The organism is Kineosporia succinea, from assembly GCF_030811555.1.
Taxonomy (GTDB): Bacteria; Actinomycetota; Actinomycetes; order Actinomycetales; family Kineosporiaceae; genus Kineosporia; species Kineosporia succinea.
Genome location: NZ_JAUSQZ010000001.1, coordinates 3,194,010 through 3,209,140, shown reverse-complemented (window position 1 = coordinate 3,209,140; position 15,131 = coordinate 3,194,010). Strand labels below are relative to the sequence as shown.

11 protein-coding genes are annotated in these 15,131 nt (G+C 71.7%); 3 read left to right on the top strand and 8 right to left on the bottom strand.

Annotation, left to right across the window (positions count from 1 at the left end; genetic code table 11):
- Window positions 1–91: 91 nt before the first annotated feature.
- From J2S57_RS14045 to J2S57_RS14035, 3 genes are all read right to left on the bottom strand, one after another.
- The gene (locus J2S57_RS14045; RefSeq protein ID WP_307242559.1) at window positions 92–1,825 is read right to left on the bottom strand and encodes an L-aspartate oxidase; all 1,734 of its coding nucleotides are present in this window, start codon (window positions 1,823–1,825) and stop codon (window positions 92–94) included.
- Entirely contained in the window at window positions 1,822–2,673 is an 852-nt protein-coding gene (panC, locus tag J2S57_RS14040) for a pantoate--beta-alanine ligase (RefSeq protein ID WP_307242556.1), read from the bottom strand. Before panC ends, J2S57_RS14045 begins: the two co-directional genes overlap by 4 nt.
- Before the next feature lie 419 nt (window positions 2,674–3,092).
- The gene (locus J2S57_RS14035; protein ID WP_307242553.1) at window positions 3,093–4,007 is read right to left on the bottom strand and encodes a Rossmann-like and DUF2520 domain-containing protein; all 915 of its coding nucleotides are present in this window, start codon (window positions 4,005–4,007) and stop codon (window positions 3,093–3,095) included.
- A gap of 65 nt (window positions 4,008–4,072) precedes the next feature.
- On the opposite strand from J2S57_RS14035, the gene J2S57_RS14030 reads away from it, so the two are divergent.
- Window positions 4,073–4,810: a methyltransferase domain-containing protein gene (locus J2S57_RS14030; RefSeq protein WP_307242551.1), complete on the top strand. Its 738-nt coding sequence runs from the start codon at window positions 4,073–4,075 to the stop codon at window positions 4,808–4,810.
- 7 nt (window positions 4,811–4,817) lie between these two features.
- On the top strand, window positions 4,818–5,684 hold the full coding sequence (locus tag J2S57_RS14025) for an SAM-dependent methyltransferase (RefSeq protein WP_307242549.1): 867 nt from the start codon (window positions 4,818–4,820) through the stop codon (window positions 5,682–5,684).
- On the opposite strand, the gene J2S57_RS14020 is transcribed toward J2S57_RS14025, so the two are convergent.
- Both J2S57_RS14020 and J2S57_RS14015 read right to left on the bottom strand, forming a co-directional pair.
- Window positions 5,649–7,271: a PH domain-containing protein gene (locus tag J2S57_RS14020; RefSeq protein ID WP_307242547.1), complete on the bottom strand. Its 1,623-nt coding sequence runs from the start codon at window positions 7,269–7,271 to the stop codon at window positions 5,649–5,651. The genes J2S57_RS14025 and J2S57_RS14020 overlap by 36 nt on opposite strands.
- The gene (locus tag J2S57_RS14015; protein ID WP_307242545.1) at window positions 7,268–7,774 is read right to left on the bottom strand and encodes a PH domain-containing protein; all 507 of its coding nucleotides are present in this window, start codon (window positions 7,772–7,774) and stop codon (window positions 7,268–7,270) included. The genes J2S57_RS14020 and J2S57_RS14015 overlap by 4 nt, the downstream gene beginning before the upstream one ends.
- 306 nt (window positions 7,775–8,080) lie before the next feature.
- Between J2S57_RS14015 and J2S57_RS14010 the strand changes: the two genes are divergently transcribed.
- A complete protein-coding gene (locus J2S57_RS14010; RefSeq protein WP_370882642.1) occupies window positions 8,081–9,184 on the top strand; it encodes an NADH-quinone oxidoreductase subunit D in 1,104 nt (367 codons plus the stop codon).
- On the opposite strand, the gene J2S57_RS14005 is transcribed toward J2S57_RS14010, so the two are convergent.
- The 3 genes from J2S57_RS14005 to J2S57_RS13995 are packed head-to-tail and all read right to left on the bottom strand — an operon-like array spanning window position 9,185 to window position 14,905.
- Entirely contained in the window at window positions 9,185–10,372 is a 1,188-nt protein-coding gene (locus J2S57_RS14005) for a right-handed parallel beta-helix repeat-containing protein (protein WP_307242541.1), read from the bottom strand. It abuts the gene before it with no gap.
- Window positions 10,369–13,698: a right-handed parallel beta-helix repeat-containing protein gene (locus J2S57_RS14000; RefSeq protein WP_307242539.1), complete on the bottom strand. Its 3,330-nt coding sequence runs from the start codon at window positions 13,696–13,698 to the stop codon at window positions 10,369–10,371. Before J2S57_RS14000 ends, J2S57_RS14005 begins: the two co-directional genes overlap by 4 nt.
- On the bottom strand, window positions 13,688–14,905 hold the full coding sequence (locus J2S57_RS13995) for a glycosyltransferase (RefSeq protein WP_370882641.1): 1,218 nt from the start codon (window positions 14,903–14,905) through the stop codon (window positions 13,688–13,690). Before J2S57_RS13995 ends, J2S57_RS14000 begins: the two co-directional genes overlap by 11 nt.
- Window positions 14,906–15,131 lie beyond the last annotated feature (226 nt).

Here is a 15,131-nt window from a genome sequence, read left to right as displayed (position 1 = left end):
GCGTCCCGCACCACCGCGCGCACCCGCTCGGGGTCGAGCCCGGCCGCGACCAGGCCCTCGGCCACCCCGGAGGGCCATACGGATTCCCAGCTCACAGTTTTCCCTCCGGGAGAGCGGCGAACCGGGTCTCCAGTTCGCCGTCAGGATTCAGCCGGGCCACCAGGCGTCCCAGCCACTTCTCGGACGCCGCTGGGAAGTCCTCGCGGTAGTGCCCACCGCGGGTCTCCTCGCGCAGCGCGGCTGACGCGGTCAGCGCCGTGGCCACCGCGTGCAGGTTCATCGTCTCCCACTCGGCCGTGCCGTGGGTGACGTCGAGCTTCTGCGCCCCGGCCGGAACCTCCACCGGGACACCCGACGAGATGCGGGCCAGGTCGGCGGCCGTGGCCGACAGCCCGGCCGCGGTGCGGATCACCCCGGGTCCGGCCGAGGCCGCCCGCTGGATCTTCACCCGGGCGGTGGCCGGCAGCAGGCCGGCCGGTCCCGGGCGCGCCGAAGGTTCCCGCTGCGGAAGGTCACCGTGAGAGATCCGGGTGCTCACGTCGTCCACAATCCGATGGGCGAAGACCAGGCCCTCGAGCAGCGAGTTGCTGGCGAGCCGGTTGGCCCCGTGCACCCCGGTGCACGAGCACTCGCCGGCCGCGTAGAGACCGGCCACGCTGGAGCGGCCGACGGCGTCCACCCGGATGCCGCCGGAGTGGTAGTGCTGGGCGGGCGCCACCGGGATCAGGTCCTCGGCGAGGTCGAACCGGTGCCCGGACAGCGCGTTCACGATGGTCGGGAAGCGCCGCCGCAAGAAGTCGCGGCCCAGGTGACGAGCATCGAGGAAGACGTGTGACGAACCGGTGGCCGCCATCTGCCGCACGATCGCCTTGGCCACCACGTCGCGTGGGGCGAGCTCGGCCATCTCGTGCACGCCGGGCATGAAGCGCACGCCGTTGACGTCGACCAGCAGCGCACCTTCGCCCCGCACCGCCTCGGAGATGAGAGGCTGCTGACCGCGGGCGTTCTGGCCGAGCCAGAGCACGGTCGGGTGGAACTGCACGAACTCCAGGTCGGCCACCTCGGCGCCGGCCCGCAGCGCCGCGGCGATGCCGTCGCCGGTCGCCTCGCGCGGGTTGGTCGACGACTGGAACACCTGCCCGATACCGCCGGTCGCGAGCACCACGGCCCGCCCCAGAGCCGCGCCGACTCCGTCCCGGCTGCCCTCACCGATGACGTGAAGCGTGACACCGCAGGCCGTTCCGTCGGCCGCGGTGAGCACGTCGAGCACCAGGGCGTGTTCGAGCACCTCGATGCCCGGGTCGCCGCGCACGGCCTCGAGGGCGGCGATCAGGGCGCGCGAGATCTCGGCGCCGGTCGCGTCACCCCCGGCGTGCGCGATGCGGTCGCGGTGGTGCCCACCCTCGCGGGTCAGGGCGATCTCACCCTCCGGCGTGCGGTCGAAATTGGCGCCCAGCGAGACCAGTTCACGCACCCGGGCCGGGCCCTCGGTGACCAGCGCGCGCACGGCGTCCTCGTCACAGAGCCCGACGCCGGCCACCAGGGTGTCGTCGAGGTGCTCGGCCGGGGAGTCCTCCGGGGCCAGCGCCGCCGCGATGCCGCCCTGCGCCCAGCGGGTCGAGCCGGAGTCGAGCACGGTCTTGGTCACCAGCAGCACGCGCGGCACCCGGCGGCGCAGACGCAGCGCGGCGGTGAGACCCGCGATGCCCGAGCCGACCACGATCACGTCGGCCCGGGTGGTCCAGCCGACCTCCGGCGTCGCCAGACTCGTGGCCAGCCGGGGTCGAACGGGGGACGACGTGGTGGTCCCCGGCCCGGTGCTCACAGCCCGCCACCCACGACCAGGGGCCGGTTGTCGATCAGCCGGGTCGTGCCCACCTTGGCCGCGACCAGCAGCACCGCCTCGCCCTGGTACCACTCGGGCACGTCGTCGAGCGTCACCGGATCGACCAGCACCAGGTAGTCGACCTGCACCAGCGGCTCGGCCACCAGCACGTCGCGGGCGGCCCGGCGCACCGCGGCCGAGCCCTGCTCGCGCACCGCGAGACCCGCGTCCAGCGCCTTCGACAAGGCCAGGGCCGACTCCCGGTCGAGCCCGCTCAGGTAACGGTTGCGGCTGCTCAGGGCCAGGCCGTCGGGCTCGCGCACGGTGGGCACGGCCACGATCTCCAGGCCGAAGTCGAGGTCGGTGGCCATCCGGCGGATCAGCAGGAGCTGCTGCGCGTCCTTCTGCCCGAAGAACGCCAGGCTGGGCCGCGTGAGGTGGAACATCTTGGCCACCACGGTCAGCACCCCGTCGAAATGCCCCGGCCGCGAGGCCCCCTCGAGTTTGTCACCGAGGACGCCGGCCGACATCCGCACGCCCGGGTCACCCCCCGGGTAGACCACGTCGGGCGAGGGGGCGAACACCAGGTCGACCCCCTCGGCCTCGCACAGTGCCAGGTCGGCCTCGAAGGTGCGCGGATACTTGGCCAGGTCTTCGTTCGGGCCGAACTGCAGCGGGTTGAGGAAGATCGTCACGACGACGCTGTCGGCACGCTCGCGCGCCTGGCGCACCAGCTCGGCGTGCCCCGCGTGCAGGGCACCCATCGTCATCACGACACCGACCGTGCCGTGCAGCTTCTCGCGGGCTACGGCGAGCTCGTCCCGGGTCCGGGCCACAACTGTGGACATGGCGCTTAACCTACTCGTCATGTAACGGACGGCTGAGGGCCGGTCGCGTGACGCGAGCTACTCCTGGGGTTCGGTCCCGGTTGGCGCTCACACCTTTTTGCGGACGATCGGGAGGACGAGGCGGGTACCTCCCCAGAGGAGGGGCAGCCGTTTTCGAGGACCCCGGACGATCGACAAGGAAAGCGGCCGCATTCGTTACAGATCGTGCGGGGATCCGAAAAGAAAAGCCTGCTCCCCCTGCCCAGGTCAGGCCGGGTCGGTCAGGTCAGGCCGGGTCAGGCCGCGCGCCGAAGCAGGCCACCAGGTCAGGACCCCGCCCCGGGTCAGGCCATCACGGTCAGGCCACCACGGTCAGCCCACCACCGTCAGGCCACCACGGTCAGCCCACCGGCTGACGCCACGTCACCGGAGCCGGTCGCCTACGCCTCGGGCTCCGAGTTCAGCGCTGCCAGCAACGCCTCCGCACTCGCCACCGGCAGCCGTCCCGACGCCAGAGCCCGGTCGGCCGTGGCCCGGGACATCGCCCGGTAGGTCTCCAGCGTGCCCTCGCCCCGCTCCCCCAGCGCCCGGATCGCGGTCAGGTGATCGGCCAGCGTGCCCGCGTCACCCCGGGCGACCGGGCCGGTCAGGGCGTTGTCACCGCCGCGCAGCGAGTTGTCGAGCGAGGCCGACAGCAGCGGGGCGAGCAACCGGGCCGGGTCTTCGACACCGGCCCCGCGCAGGAGGTCGAGAGCCTGCGCCACCAGCGTGACCAGATGGTTCGAGCCGTGGGCGAGCGCCGCGTGGTAGAGCCCGCGCATGTTCTCGTCGATCACCACCGGCTCGGCGCCCATCTCGACCACCAGCGCCTGCGCGATCGGCAGCACCGGGCCGGGCGCCGTCACGCCGAAGCAGCAGTCGACCAGCCGGCTCAGGTCGAGGCTCGTGCCGGTGAACGTCATCGCCGGGTGCAGGGCCAGCGGGATCGCACCACGACTGACGGCGGGCTCCAGGACCTTCCAGCCGAAGCGCCCGCTGGTGTGCACGATCAGCTGACCGGGCTGCCAGGCGCCGGTCTCGGTCAGGCCGGTGACCAGGCCGGGCAGGGCGTCGTCGGGGATCGCGATCACGACCAGCTCGGCACGTTCCACGACGTCGGGAACCTCGAGCACCGGCACACCGGGCAGCAGCACCGACGCGCGCTCGCGGCTCGCCTCGGACACGGCACTCACGCCGACGACCGCGTGACCGGCCGCTCGCAGGGCCGATCCGAGCACGGCCCCGACCCGGCCGGCGCCGATCACTCCGACGCCGAGGCGTCCCGGGCGGTCGGACGGACGATGCGATTCAGACACCAGGGCAGGGTAACCAACTGACGACGCGGGGCCACCCCCTCGGGCAGAAGCTCTAGTGTTGCAGCGTGGGACGTCACGAACGCATTGCTGAACTGGTCGGCCTCGACCGGCCCGGGCTCGAGATCGCCGATCTGGGCACCGGCCCGGGCCGTATCGTGCGGGCCCTGCTGAGGTCCGCGACGGCGAACGGCACCGAGCCGAAGCGGGTGCACGCGGTCGACTCGGCCTCCAGCCTCGACGACGACGTGCTCAACGACGCCCGGGTGCGCTCGCTGCTCGCCGACCTGGAAGAACCGCTGCCCTTCGCCGAGGCCTCGCTCGACCGGGTGATCTCGCTGAACGTGGCCGAGCACGTGGCCGATCCGCTCGAGCACCTGGCCGAGTGTCATCGGGTGCTGCGGCCGGGCGGCCTGCTGGTGCTGGCCCACAGCGACTGGGACACGGCGCTGTTCGCCAGTTCCGACGACGCGCTGACCCGGCTGCTGGTCGATCGTTTCGTCTCCACGGTGCCCGGTTTCGCCGAGCGCGCCGACGGTTTCATGGGCCGTAAGCTGCTGTCGCTGGCCACCCGGTCGCCGTTCGAGACGGTCACCGTGGACACCTGGGCCGACCCGCACCGGCGCTTCGACCAGGGGTCGGTGAGCTGGAAGGTGGCGATGGGCGTGCTGGCCGCGACCAAGGACGACCCGGAGCTCGCGGCCCGGGCCGTCACCTGGGTCGAGGGACTGGCGGCGCTCGCGGCGCAGGGCCGGTTCCTGTTCACGGTCACGGACGTCGCGCTGGTGCTCCGCCGCCCGGAGTGAGCCGGCGGTGAGGCTCTGGCGGGACGCCTGGCAGACGGCGCTCTACGGGCCGGACGGTTTCTACCGGCGTCCCGAAGGTCCGGCCGGCCACTTCCGCACCGCCTCGCACGCGGCTCCCGGTGAGCTGGGGCAGGCGGTCTCGCGGCTCGCCGCGTCGCTCGGGGCGAGCCGGCTGGTGGACGTGGGGGCCGGCCGGGGTGAGCTCCTCACCGCACTCGTGGGCTCATCGCTCGAGCTCTGGGGAGTGGACGTGGTGGCCCGGCCCACGGGCCTGTCACCGTCGATCACGTGGGCGCAGATGGTGGACGCGCTGCCCGACGCCGCTCTCGAAGGCGCCTTGGTGGTCGCCTGGGAACTGCTCGACGTCATCCCCGTGAACGTGCTGGAGGTCGACGAAAGGGGACGGCCCCGGCCGGTACTCGTCGACCCGCGAACCGGGCGGGAGAGTCTGGGCGGACGCGCGTCCACCGTCGACCTGGCCTGGACCCAGCACTGGTGGCCGGCCGACGGGCTCGAGGAGGGCGACCGGATCGAGGTCGGACTGCCCCGGGACCGGTTCTGGCGCAGCCTGCTCGAGCGCGCGAGCCGGGCCGGGGCGGTGGCGGCCCTGTGCGTCGACTACGCGCACACCCGCATCGAGCGGCCGAATGCAGGCAGCCTGACCGGGTTCTCGCGAGGACGGGCGGTGCCGCCCCGGCCCGACGGTTCCATGGACGTCACGGCCCACGTCGCCATCGACTCGGTGCTCGCGGCCTGGGGCTCGGGCACGCTGACCACCCAGGCCCGGGCCCTGGCGCAGCTCGGGGTGAGCGACGCCGAACTGCTCGACCCGGGCGGGTTAGGAGGCTTCGCCTGGCTGCTCTGCGACCTGTGAACCGCCGGGTTCCACCGAACTGCCTTGTTCCATCCAGCGTTCCGGGCCGGAGTGCTTGCGGGCCAGCTCGGCCCGCGCCGACTGAACGGCGAGGAGCTCACCGGCCTGGATCTGGTCGAGGTGCGAGGCCACCGGTTCGACCGGCCCGGCGGTGGAGTGCACGGCGAACGAGGCGAGCGCGAGCCGGCGCTGCAGCGGGCCCTGGCTGAGGCCCAGGCTCTGGGTGCGGGCGTGCGGGACGATGTCGAGGTGGCGGTAGATCCGGCCGCTGCGGATGAGCAGGGCCTGGTCGGTGACGCGGACGCCGGATCGTCCCCAGGAGATCGGGTCGACCCAGCGCGAACGACGCGGTGCGGTGAGGAATCCCGCCTGCGGGCCGGTGCCGCGCAGACCGGCGTCCACCACGTCCCACGGATTCTCGCCGGGGGACGCCCCGAGGTCGGGCAGCACCAGGGAGAGCACACCGACCGCGTCGACCTTGGGCCCGACCGGCAGCAGCGTCGTGCCGGTGTTCTTGTCCTTGTCCTCGTTGCCGTAGCCCGCGATGTTGACGTGCACGGTCCACCAGTCCAGACGGCGCCAGAGCAGGCCCTGGCTGATACGCACCGCCTGCACCCGGCCCGGCGGCACGGTCTGGGTGCGCTGCTCGAGCAGGCCGTAGCGCAGCCGCAGCCCGTCGGGTGAGTCGGCGACGCGGAAGCCGAAACCGTTGGTGAAGCGGGTCCAGAGCACGCCGGCGGCGCCCAGCAGCGGGGCGAACGAGCCGAACAGCGGCCCGGGATGGCCGATCACGACACTGATCACCGCGAGCACCAGCACCCCGACGACGAACCCGATGGCCGGTCCGCTGACCACCAGCGACGCGATCAGCCGGCCGACCGGGACCTCGAGCGTGCTGCGTTCCGGGGCCTCCGGCGCGTGCGGTCCCTCGTAGGTGACGCCCGCGGCCGAGGCCAGGAGGTGGTTGCGCAGGGCGCGCGCGTCGTCCTCCCGCAGGTAGGACAGGGCGACGTTGGACTCCTTGCCGCCCGCCACCTCGACCGTCAGCCGGGCCAGGCCGAGCAGCCGGGCGAGGAAGGGCTGCACCACGTCGACGGCCTGCATCCGGTCGAGCCGGGCGCTGCGCTGCTTGCGGAAGAGGATGCCCGAGTGCAGTTCCAGCGCCTCGTCGAGCACCCGGAACCGGGTGCTGCGCCAGACCACGAACGCGATCCCGATGCCGATCAGCACCACCAGCACGACCAGCGCCCCGCCCCCGGCCAGCCAGCGACCCCCCAGGTGCGGACGCTCGAAACCCTCACCGGAGAGCGCGTTGTTGCCCAGGCTCTGCACGATGAAGACCAGCACCACGGCGATGACCTGCCACGAGCGCAGGAACGGCGTGGCCGGATGCATGAGGTGCCACTGGCCGTCGGCCAGGCCGGACCGCGCCATCTCGGGCCGGGCCATCTCGGGCCGGGCCGCATCCGGCTGATTCGGGAAGGGCGACTGGTTCTCGTACGGCGGCTGATTCTCATACGGCGGCTGGTTCTCGTACGGCGACTGGTTCTCGTACGGCGGCTGATTCTCGTACGGCGGCTGGCTCACAGACCCGCCAGCCTGGCCTCGCCGCGGGAGGCGAGGCGGTCACGCAGGCGTGAGGCCTCGGCCGCGATCAGGCCCGGGATGCGGGCGTCGGTGCCGGCGGAGGCGGTGTGCAGCTGGATGTGCGCCACACCGAACAACTGATCGACGGGACCGGCCTGCACGTCGACGAACTGCATCCGCCCGTACGGCACCACGACCAGCTCCCGGAACATCACGCCGTGCCGGATCAGCAGGTCGTCGGCGCGTTCGGCGTAACCCCAGGCCCGCACCTGCCGGCCGACGAGCCACCAGCCCCAGAAGAACGCGGCGACAACGGCCGCCACGCCGATCCAGAACCACGGGGTCCAGAGCACCGCGGGAATCGCGAGCACGACCGCACCGACCACGGTCTCCAGGCCGAGCCAGGCCCGTCGGGCCGAGGCCAGCCGTTGCGAGACCGGCGTCCAGACCACGCCGTCGGCATCGAACACGTCGCCCAGCGAACCATCCGTCGTCCCGGCCATATTCCGCAGGATGTCACACCTGCCCGCCCCGACCCAGACCCGATGAACCCCCGCCTGCGATCGCCACGCCCTCCCCGAGCCCCGACCACGCCGCGTTCGATGGTCGATCATCGAAAGCACCGCGATCCCGCCGCCCGCCCACCAGGGGGCGCCGCCGCGTCCGCCATCGCGCTCGTGATCCCGCACCGATAAGCGAGGCCGCGCCGCCCGGCAGGTGACAGACTCGGCACCGTGACTTCCACTGACGGTGGTGACGCCCGGGCCCTGACCGTCGCGCTCGGGGCCGGGGGGCTGGCCACGTCGGACATGGTGCTCAACATCGGCCCGCAGCACCCGGCCACCCACGGTGTGCTGCGGCTGCGCGTCGTGGTCGACGGCGAGCGCGTGATCAGCGCCGAGCCGATCGTCGGGTACATGCACCGTGGCGCCGAGAAGCTCTTCGAGGTGCGCGACTACCGGCAGATCATCGTGCTGGCCAACCGCCACGACTGGCTCTCCGCGTTCGCCAACGAACTCGGCGTGGTGCTGGCCGCCGAGCAGATGCTCGAACTCGAGGTGCCGGAACGGGCCGTCTGGGCCCGCACCCTCCTGGCCGAGCTCAACCGCGTCCTCAATCACCTGATGTTCCTGGGCTCGTACCCGCTGGAGCTCGGGGCGATCACGCCGGTCTTCTACTCGTTCACCGAGCGGGAGGAACTGCAGGCGGTGATGGAGGAGATCAGCGGCGGGCGCATGCACTACATGTTCAACCGGGTCGGCGGCCTGAAGGAAGACCTGCCCGCGGGCTGGACCGCCCGGGTGCTGAAGACGATCGCGGCCGTGCGCCGGCGGTTGCCCCGGCTGGAGTCGCTGATCGTGGGCAACGAGATCCTTCGGGCGAGGACGCGCGGTGTGGGTGTGCTGTCGAGGGAGACGGCCGCCGCCTACGGGGTGAGCGGTCCGGTCGCGCGGGCCAGCGGGCTCGACATCGACCTGCGCCGTGACGACCCCTACCTGGCCTACGGCGAGCTGTTCGCCCCCGGCGGGCCGGGTCGCGTGGTCACCCGCACCGAGGGCGACTGCCTGGCCCGGTTCGAGGTCCTGGTGGAGCAGGTGCACGTGAGCCTCGACCTGGCGCAGGCCTGCGTGGAACGGCTGCGCGAACTGCCACCCGGCCCGATCAACACGAAACTGCCCAAGGTCCTGAAGGTTCCGGCCGGCCACGTCTACCGCTGGACCGAGAACCCGCTCGGGCTCAACGGGTACTACCTGGTCAGCAAGGGCGACAAGGTGCCCTGGCGGCTGAAGCTGCGCTCGGCCTCGTTCAGCAACGTGCAGGTGCTCAGCGAACTGCTGCCGGGCTGCCTGCTCTCCGACCTGGTGGCGATTCTCGGGTCCACGTTCTTCGTCGTCGGGGACGTGGACAAGTAGCTACTTCCTCGAGCAGTCGATCGTGGTCAGGCCCTTGGCGGCCGACGTGACGGTGTTGTCGCACAGCACCACGTTGTCGCTGTGCCGCTTGGTCACGTTGACGGCGTAACCGCTGCCCTTGACCGTGGACCGGTTGGCCGCGAACAGGTTGCGCCAGCCCCAGCCGTCGAGGATCTCGAGCACCTTGTAACCGTCCGCGCGCGAGGAGGTTCCGGTGTTGTTCGAGATCAGCCAGCCGTTGCCCTTCACGTCCACCCAGCTGTCGCCCTCGGTCATGGCCGACCCGTTGAAGGTGTTGCCGCTCAGCACCCCGCCCTTGGTGCCTTCCTTGATGTCGACGCTCTCGGCCGTGGTCCCGGAGATGGTGTTGCCCAGGACAAAGTTGTCGTTGCTGGGATCCGGCTGGCAGTCGGTGTACTCGCACCAGTTGCTCTCGGCCGTGCCGATGTAGACACCCTCGCCGTACTGCGGCTTGCGTCGGCCGGTATCGCGGATGGTCAGGCCCCGCACCACGTTCTTCGTGCTGCCGGTGCGCAGGTGCACGGCCTCGTCACCGATCTGCTCGACCAGCAGGTTCTGCAGGCCGATGCCGGTGCCGGCGTCGACCATGATGCCCTTCTGGCCGTTGCGCACGGTGAAACCGTTGGCGCGCCAGTACGAAGCGCCGTCGAAGTGCAGCGAGTACCCGCCCTTGACCGCCCCCGCCTCGAGCACCGCGCCCCGGCCCCCGCACAGGTAGATCGGCTTCTTGGCGGTGCCGTCGCGGCTGGTGCGGAACTTGCCGGTGTAGAGCCCGTCCGCGATCCGGATCGAGGTACCGGCCTTGGCGGTGTCGAGCGCTCGCTGCAGCTGGTCACTGGTCGAGACGGTGACGGTGGCCTTGGGACAGCGGAACACCGCGACGGGAGGCGTCTTCCACTTGTCCACCGACGGCAGCTTGATCCGGCTGGCCGCGTAGTCGTCCGAATCGGACGGCTGGGTGGACGTCTCGGCGGGCAGGACGGTGTCGTCCGGGTCCGGGGTGGTGGCGGCCGGGGTCGCCACCGACGTGATGTCCGGAGCGGGAGTGCTGACGGCCTGCGAGGTTTCGTCGGACCCGTTCTGCCCCACGGCCCAGCCCGCGCCGAACGTGACGACCAGGCCGAGAACGGCGACGGCCATCAGCGGACCACCCTTCGGCCCGTTCACCGGCCCACCGCCCGGCGGCGGCGCGGGGTGGCGGGGTTGATCCGGGCCTCGGCGATGGCCAGGTCGATCACGGTGCTGCCCTCGTTCTGGTGGGTCTCGGCGTTCTGGCTGGTCCCGGCGTTCTGGCTGGTCCCGGCGCGGCCGGGTTCGTTCGGGCGGTCGTTCAGACGTTCGTTCTGGCGTCCACGGGGGCGGGAATCACGGACGTCGATGCTCACGTCGGGTTGCTGACGGGGCACCACGGGCGTGGGGGCCTGGGCTCCGGTGGACGCCGGACGCGCCTGCCTCCAGTCGGCGGCCACCGGGGGCTCGGGTTCGGAGAAGCCGGCTCGGGTGCCGACGTGCTGGTTGTTCGGGTGCTGGTTGTTCGGGTGCTGGCTGTTCGGGTGCTGGCTGCCGGTGTGGTGAGGGGTGGCGCGGTGGCCCGGGTGGTCGGCGGGGTTTCCGGGCCTCACTGCTTGCGGACGTTGTGCTCGCCTCGGCTGCAGACCCGGCACCAAGGGTCGGGCCGGGGTGGGACGAGGGACGCCGGCCTCGCTGATCCGGGCGGGCTGGGCGCTGCCCTGGTCAGGCTGGGTGGACTGGTCGCGGGTGGGAGAGTCCGTCCGGGCTCGGCGTGGCCGGTCGCCGGGGGTCGCCGGGGACGGGGTCGCACTGCGCGGACGGTAGCGGGAGGCCGGTTCCGGATTGCGGCTCGTCGGCGCCGACGCTGCCTCCTGGGCTGACGTCTCCCGGGTGGCGCTCTGCCGGGTGCTGCTCTGCCGGGTTGTCGTATCCTGGGCCGCTGCTTCCTGGGCTCCCTGTTCCCGGGCTGCCTGTTCCCGGGCTGCCTGTTCCCGAGCTGCGTGTTCCCGAGCCGCGTGTTCCCGCGCCGCCCCTTCCCGGACCGCGTGTTCCCGCGCCGCGTGTTCCCGCGCCGCCCCTTCCCGGACCGCGTGTTCCCGCGCCGCGTGTTCCCGCGCCGCGTGTTCCCGCGCCGCCGCGTCCCGAGCTGCGTGTTCCCGGGCGGCCGCTTCCCGGACCGCGTGTTCCTGGGCTGCCGCTTCCCGGGCTGCTTGCCGGGCTGTGTGTTCCCGGGCGGCCGCTTCGCGGGCGACGGTCTCTCGCCTCGTCGACTCGCGACCGGCCTGCCCCTGGGCACCCGTCTGCGAACGCCCACGTTCCCGGCGTGGCGTCTCCGGGCCACGCATCGTGGGGCCGGCCGAACCGGCGCCGGCTGAACCAGCCGATCCGGCGCCGGCACCGACACCGTTGCCGGCGGCGGCCAGGGCGGGCTCCGGGTGGGGCTGGGTCCTGGCGAGCGGCGAGGCCGCGACCGGCGTCATCCGCACGGTCTCGGCGTTCTGGGCAGTCTCGGCGTGCCGGACAGTCTCGGGGAGCGGGGCGAATTCGGGGTGCCGGACAGTCTCGGAGTGCGGGGCGAATTCGGGGTGCCGGGCGGTTTTCGGCTGTCGAGACGTTTCCGACGGCAGCGCGTGCATTTCCACCGCCGTCTCCGCATTCCCGACCGACTGCACCGCCGGGAGGTGACCACCCACCGGCCCGACCCGCGAGATCAGAGGATCAGCCAGGTAGGGGGTACGGGTACCGCGCCGGGGACGGCTCATCAGGAGCAGCAGGATGCCGACACCGATCCAGACCATCGTGAGCGGATGCAGGAGAATGCTGACGAGCGAGTCCTTGGTGACGGTCTTCGACCAGCCGGAGTCGTCGGTGTCGGTCACCTTCGGCTCGTCACCGCTGACCCGCACCAGGTCCACGGCCGAGGTGCCCGAGCCGCGCAACTGGTTGCCGTCGGCCCGGCTGCCGGCCACGTGCCCGACGAACGTGAACGCGTGCAGCGTCACGCCCGAGGTGGAGTTGTCGCGCAACGTCGCCACCGCGTCCCGGATGTGCACCCCGGTGGCCGACCCGATCACGTTGTTCGACGTGAGCTCGGCGTGTGAGTCGTCGCGCACCTGGATACCGTTGACCGAGGTGTCCTTGACCGTGTTGCTGTTCACCGTGACGTCGCGGGCCTGGTCCGAGACCACGATGCCGGAATGCCCACCGGTCACGGTGTTTCCCTGCACGGTGATCGCGACGCCGCCGGCGACGTGCACCCCGATGCGTCCGTTGCCGGTGCTCTTGCTGGTGGTCAGGACGTTGTTGCCGAACGGACGCGTGGACGCGCCACTGGGTGAGGGCCCGTCGGCCAGCGGACTGCCGTTGAGCACGACCCCGTCACGGCCGTTGCGCTGCACGTCCAGCTGCGTGAGCACCGTGCCCTCGACGTTGCGGTTGATGACCACGCCGTCGACGGCCGACAGTTCGACCTTCACGTCGCGGATCGTCGCGGTGGACACGTTGCGGTGCAGCACCAGGCCGTCGACCAGGCTCTTGCTGATCACCGTCTTGGTCACCTGCGGGCCGGACGAGCCGGACAGGAACAGCCCGAAAGCGTTTCCGGTCATGGAGGAGTCACTGATCGACGACGTGAACGACGCCGTCTCGTCCTGCACCGTGGTGGGCGTCTTGCCCGCGGGCAGGATGTCGGTGTGGCTCGCCGCGCGCTGCGCGACCGGGTCGTCGGTGACGCCCGTCGCGGCGCTGGTGCTGAGGTTCGTGGTGGGCAGCGACGAGGAGGCGACCACGGCCACACCCCCGGTGCGCCCGCTCCAGAAACCGAGCCGGCTGAACTTCGTCCAGGTCGCCTGCAGCTGGCCGCTGGCTCGCACGTAGGCCCGTCCGTCGCCGAGCTTCTGGTCGGGCTTGCCGTGCGACTCGTCCCAGCTCAGGATCGAGATCGGCGCCGTGGCCGTGCCGTTCAGGCGCAGCCGGCCGCCGTCGGTGACGATCGAGACGAAACCGTCGGGACCCGAACTCATCTTGATCCTCAGCGGGCGGCTCGGGCTGATCGCCAGGGTGGCCCCCGGCCCGACCAGCACGTGCTCCCGCAGCAGGAAGGAACCGTCGGCCTGCGGAACCAGCTTGTCCGGCGACAGCTTTCGCAGGTCGTCCCAGCTGTAGGGCCGCTTACGGGCGGTCAGCACCAGCGTGTACTGGCCGTTCGAGCGCGCCCGGTAGGGCCCCGTGCCGGCGCCCTTCTCCTTGCGCACGGCCGGGGTCAGCAGCGCCCGGGTGACCCGCTGGTCCTCCCCCGTGACCAGCTCGGCCTGGTGCAGCGGATCGGCGCGGGCCGCCTTCGCGGCGAGCACCGGGCCGTCGGCGGGGGCCGTCGTGGCGGAGCGCGGGGCGGCGGTGACCGTGGACACGCCGAACGCGGCGACCAGGACCCCGGCCACCGCGCCGCCCACCGCGATCCGGCGGAACGTCTTACCGGACATCGAGAACCACCCCGCGGCCGGTCTCGTCGACGCTGACCCCGAGCGAGGCGTTGTCCTGGCCGTCGCCACCGATCTGGTCGCTGTTGCGGGTGAGCCAGCCCTGCTTGTTCATCGTGACGAAGGCGTACAGCTTGATCGGCAGCGAGATCAGGATGACCACCAGCGTCACCACCGGCAGCAGGATGATGTCGGCCGGGTGCCGGCGCAGGTGCGAGACGCTGCGCACCAGGCGGCCCGCCATCAGCCAGCACAACGCCAGCACCACGCCCTGCCAGCCCGGGGCCATGCGCGAGAGCACCAGGTAGGTCAGGGCCATGCCCATGGTGACCGGCGTGAGCAGGATCTGCAGCACGGTGATCTTGGAGACGAACGGCACGTCGCGCAGCCAGCCCTTCCAGAGCGCGGTCAGGTAGCAGCGGTAGGAGTTACGGCTCCAGCGGATGCGCTGCTTCACGAACCCGGCGAAGTTGGCCGGGAACATCGACATCGCCTGGGCGCTCGACTGGAACACGGTCTGGTAGCCGGAGGCCAGCACCAGCCAGGTCAGCCGGCCGTCGTCACCGGAGATGCAGCGGCGCCCCAGGAAGAACTCGTGCTCCAGGTTCGGCAGCACCGGCAGCACGGCCTCGCGACGGTAGGCCGCGGTACGGCCGGACACGCAGATGACACCCCCGGCGCGACCCATCGCCGGCACGTAGTCGTAGTACCGCAGGTCGATGATCCAGTCCGCGATCACCCGCCACACGCTCGACCAGCGCTTGTAGACCTTCTGCTGGGTGGCGACCGCGCCCACGGCCGGGTCCTGGAACGGCATCTGCACCGCGTCGAGCAGCCCCGGCTCCCAGGCGGTGTCGGAGTCGGTCAGCACCAGCACCTCACCGCGTGCGGCCCGGATCCCCACCCCGAGCGCCGAGCGCTTGCCCTGGTGCGCGAACGGCAGCACGCGCAGACGCGGGTCACCGACCCGGTTGAGCATCTCGATGCACTCGACGTCCTCGACGTCCGGCACCACGATCAGCTCGGACGGGTTCTGCTCCAGCCAGGTCGCCAGGCAGCGGCGCAGGATCTCGACGTCCTCACGGAACGACGGCACGACCACCGACGTGCTGGTGCGGTACAGGTTGCTGACGGGGCGATAGGCCCGGGACAGCACCCAGCGGTAGATCCACAAGCTCCAGACGATGACCCCCGCGACCCCCAGCGGCATCCAGGCGCGCAGGTCCTGAACCGAGTCCCAGGGGACGAACGCATTGACCACGTCCAGTGGGCCCGACGCCAAGGGCACGGCGCCGGGCGCAGACAGGGCTGCAGAGGGCAAGGGGTGTCTCCTGGGATCGATGACCGCGTTGTGTTTACGATCGGGTACCCAGGGTAGTTACGCGCGGGTGCAGCAGCGCCCATACCAACAGGAATGGCCGTTCGGCCGATCTACC

Bases quoted from the DNA above. Each gene is read 5' to 3' on its own strand.
- panC (WP_307242556.1), bottom strand. From the start codon at position 2,673: ATGTCCACAGTTGTGGCCCGGACCCGGGACGAGCTCGCCGTAGCCCGC.
- J2S57_RS13995 (WP_370882641.1), bottom strand. From the start codon at position 14,905: ATGCCGCTGGGGGTCGCGGGGGTCATCGTCTGGAGCTTGTGGATCTAC.
- J2S57_RS14000 (WP_307242539.1), bottom strand. From the start codon at position 13,698: ATGTCCGGTAAGACGTTCCGCCGGATCGCGGTGGGCGGCGCGGTGGCC.
- J2S57_RS14015 (WP_307242545.1), bottom strand. From the start codon at position 7,774: ATGGCCGGGACGACGGATGGTTCGCTGGGCGACGTGTTCGATGCCGAC.
- J2S57_RS14010 (WP_370882642.1), top strand. From the start codon at position 8,081: ATGGTGCTCAACATCGGCCCGCAGCACCCGGCCACCCACGGTGTGCTG.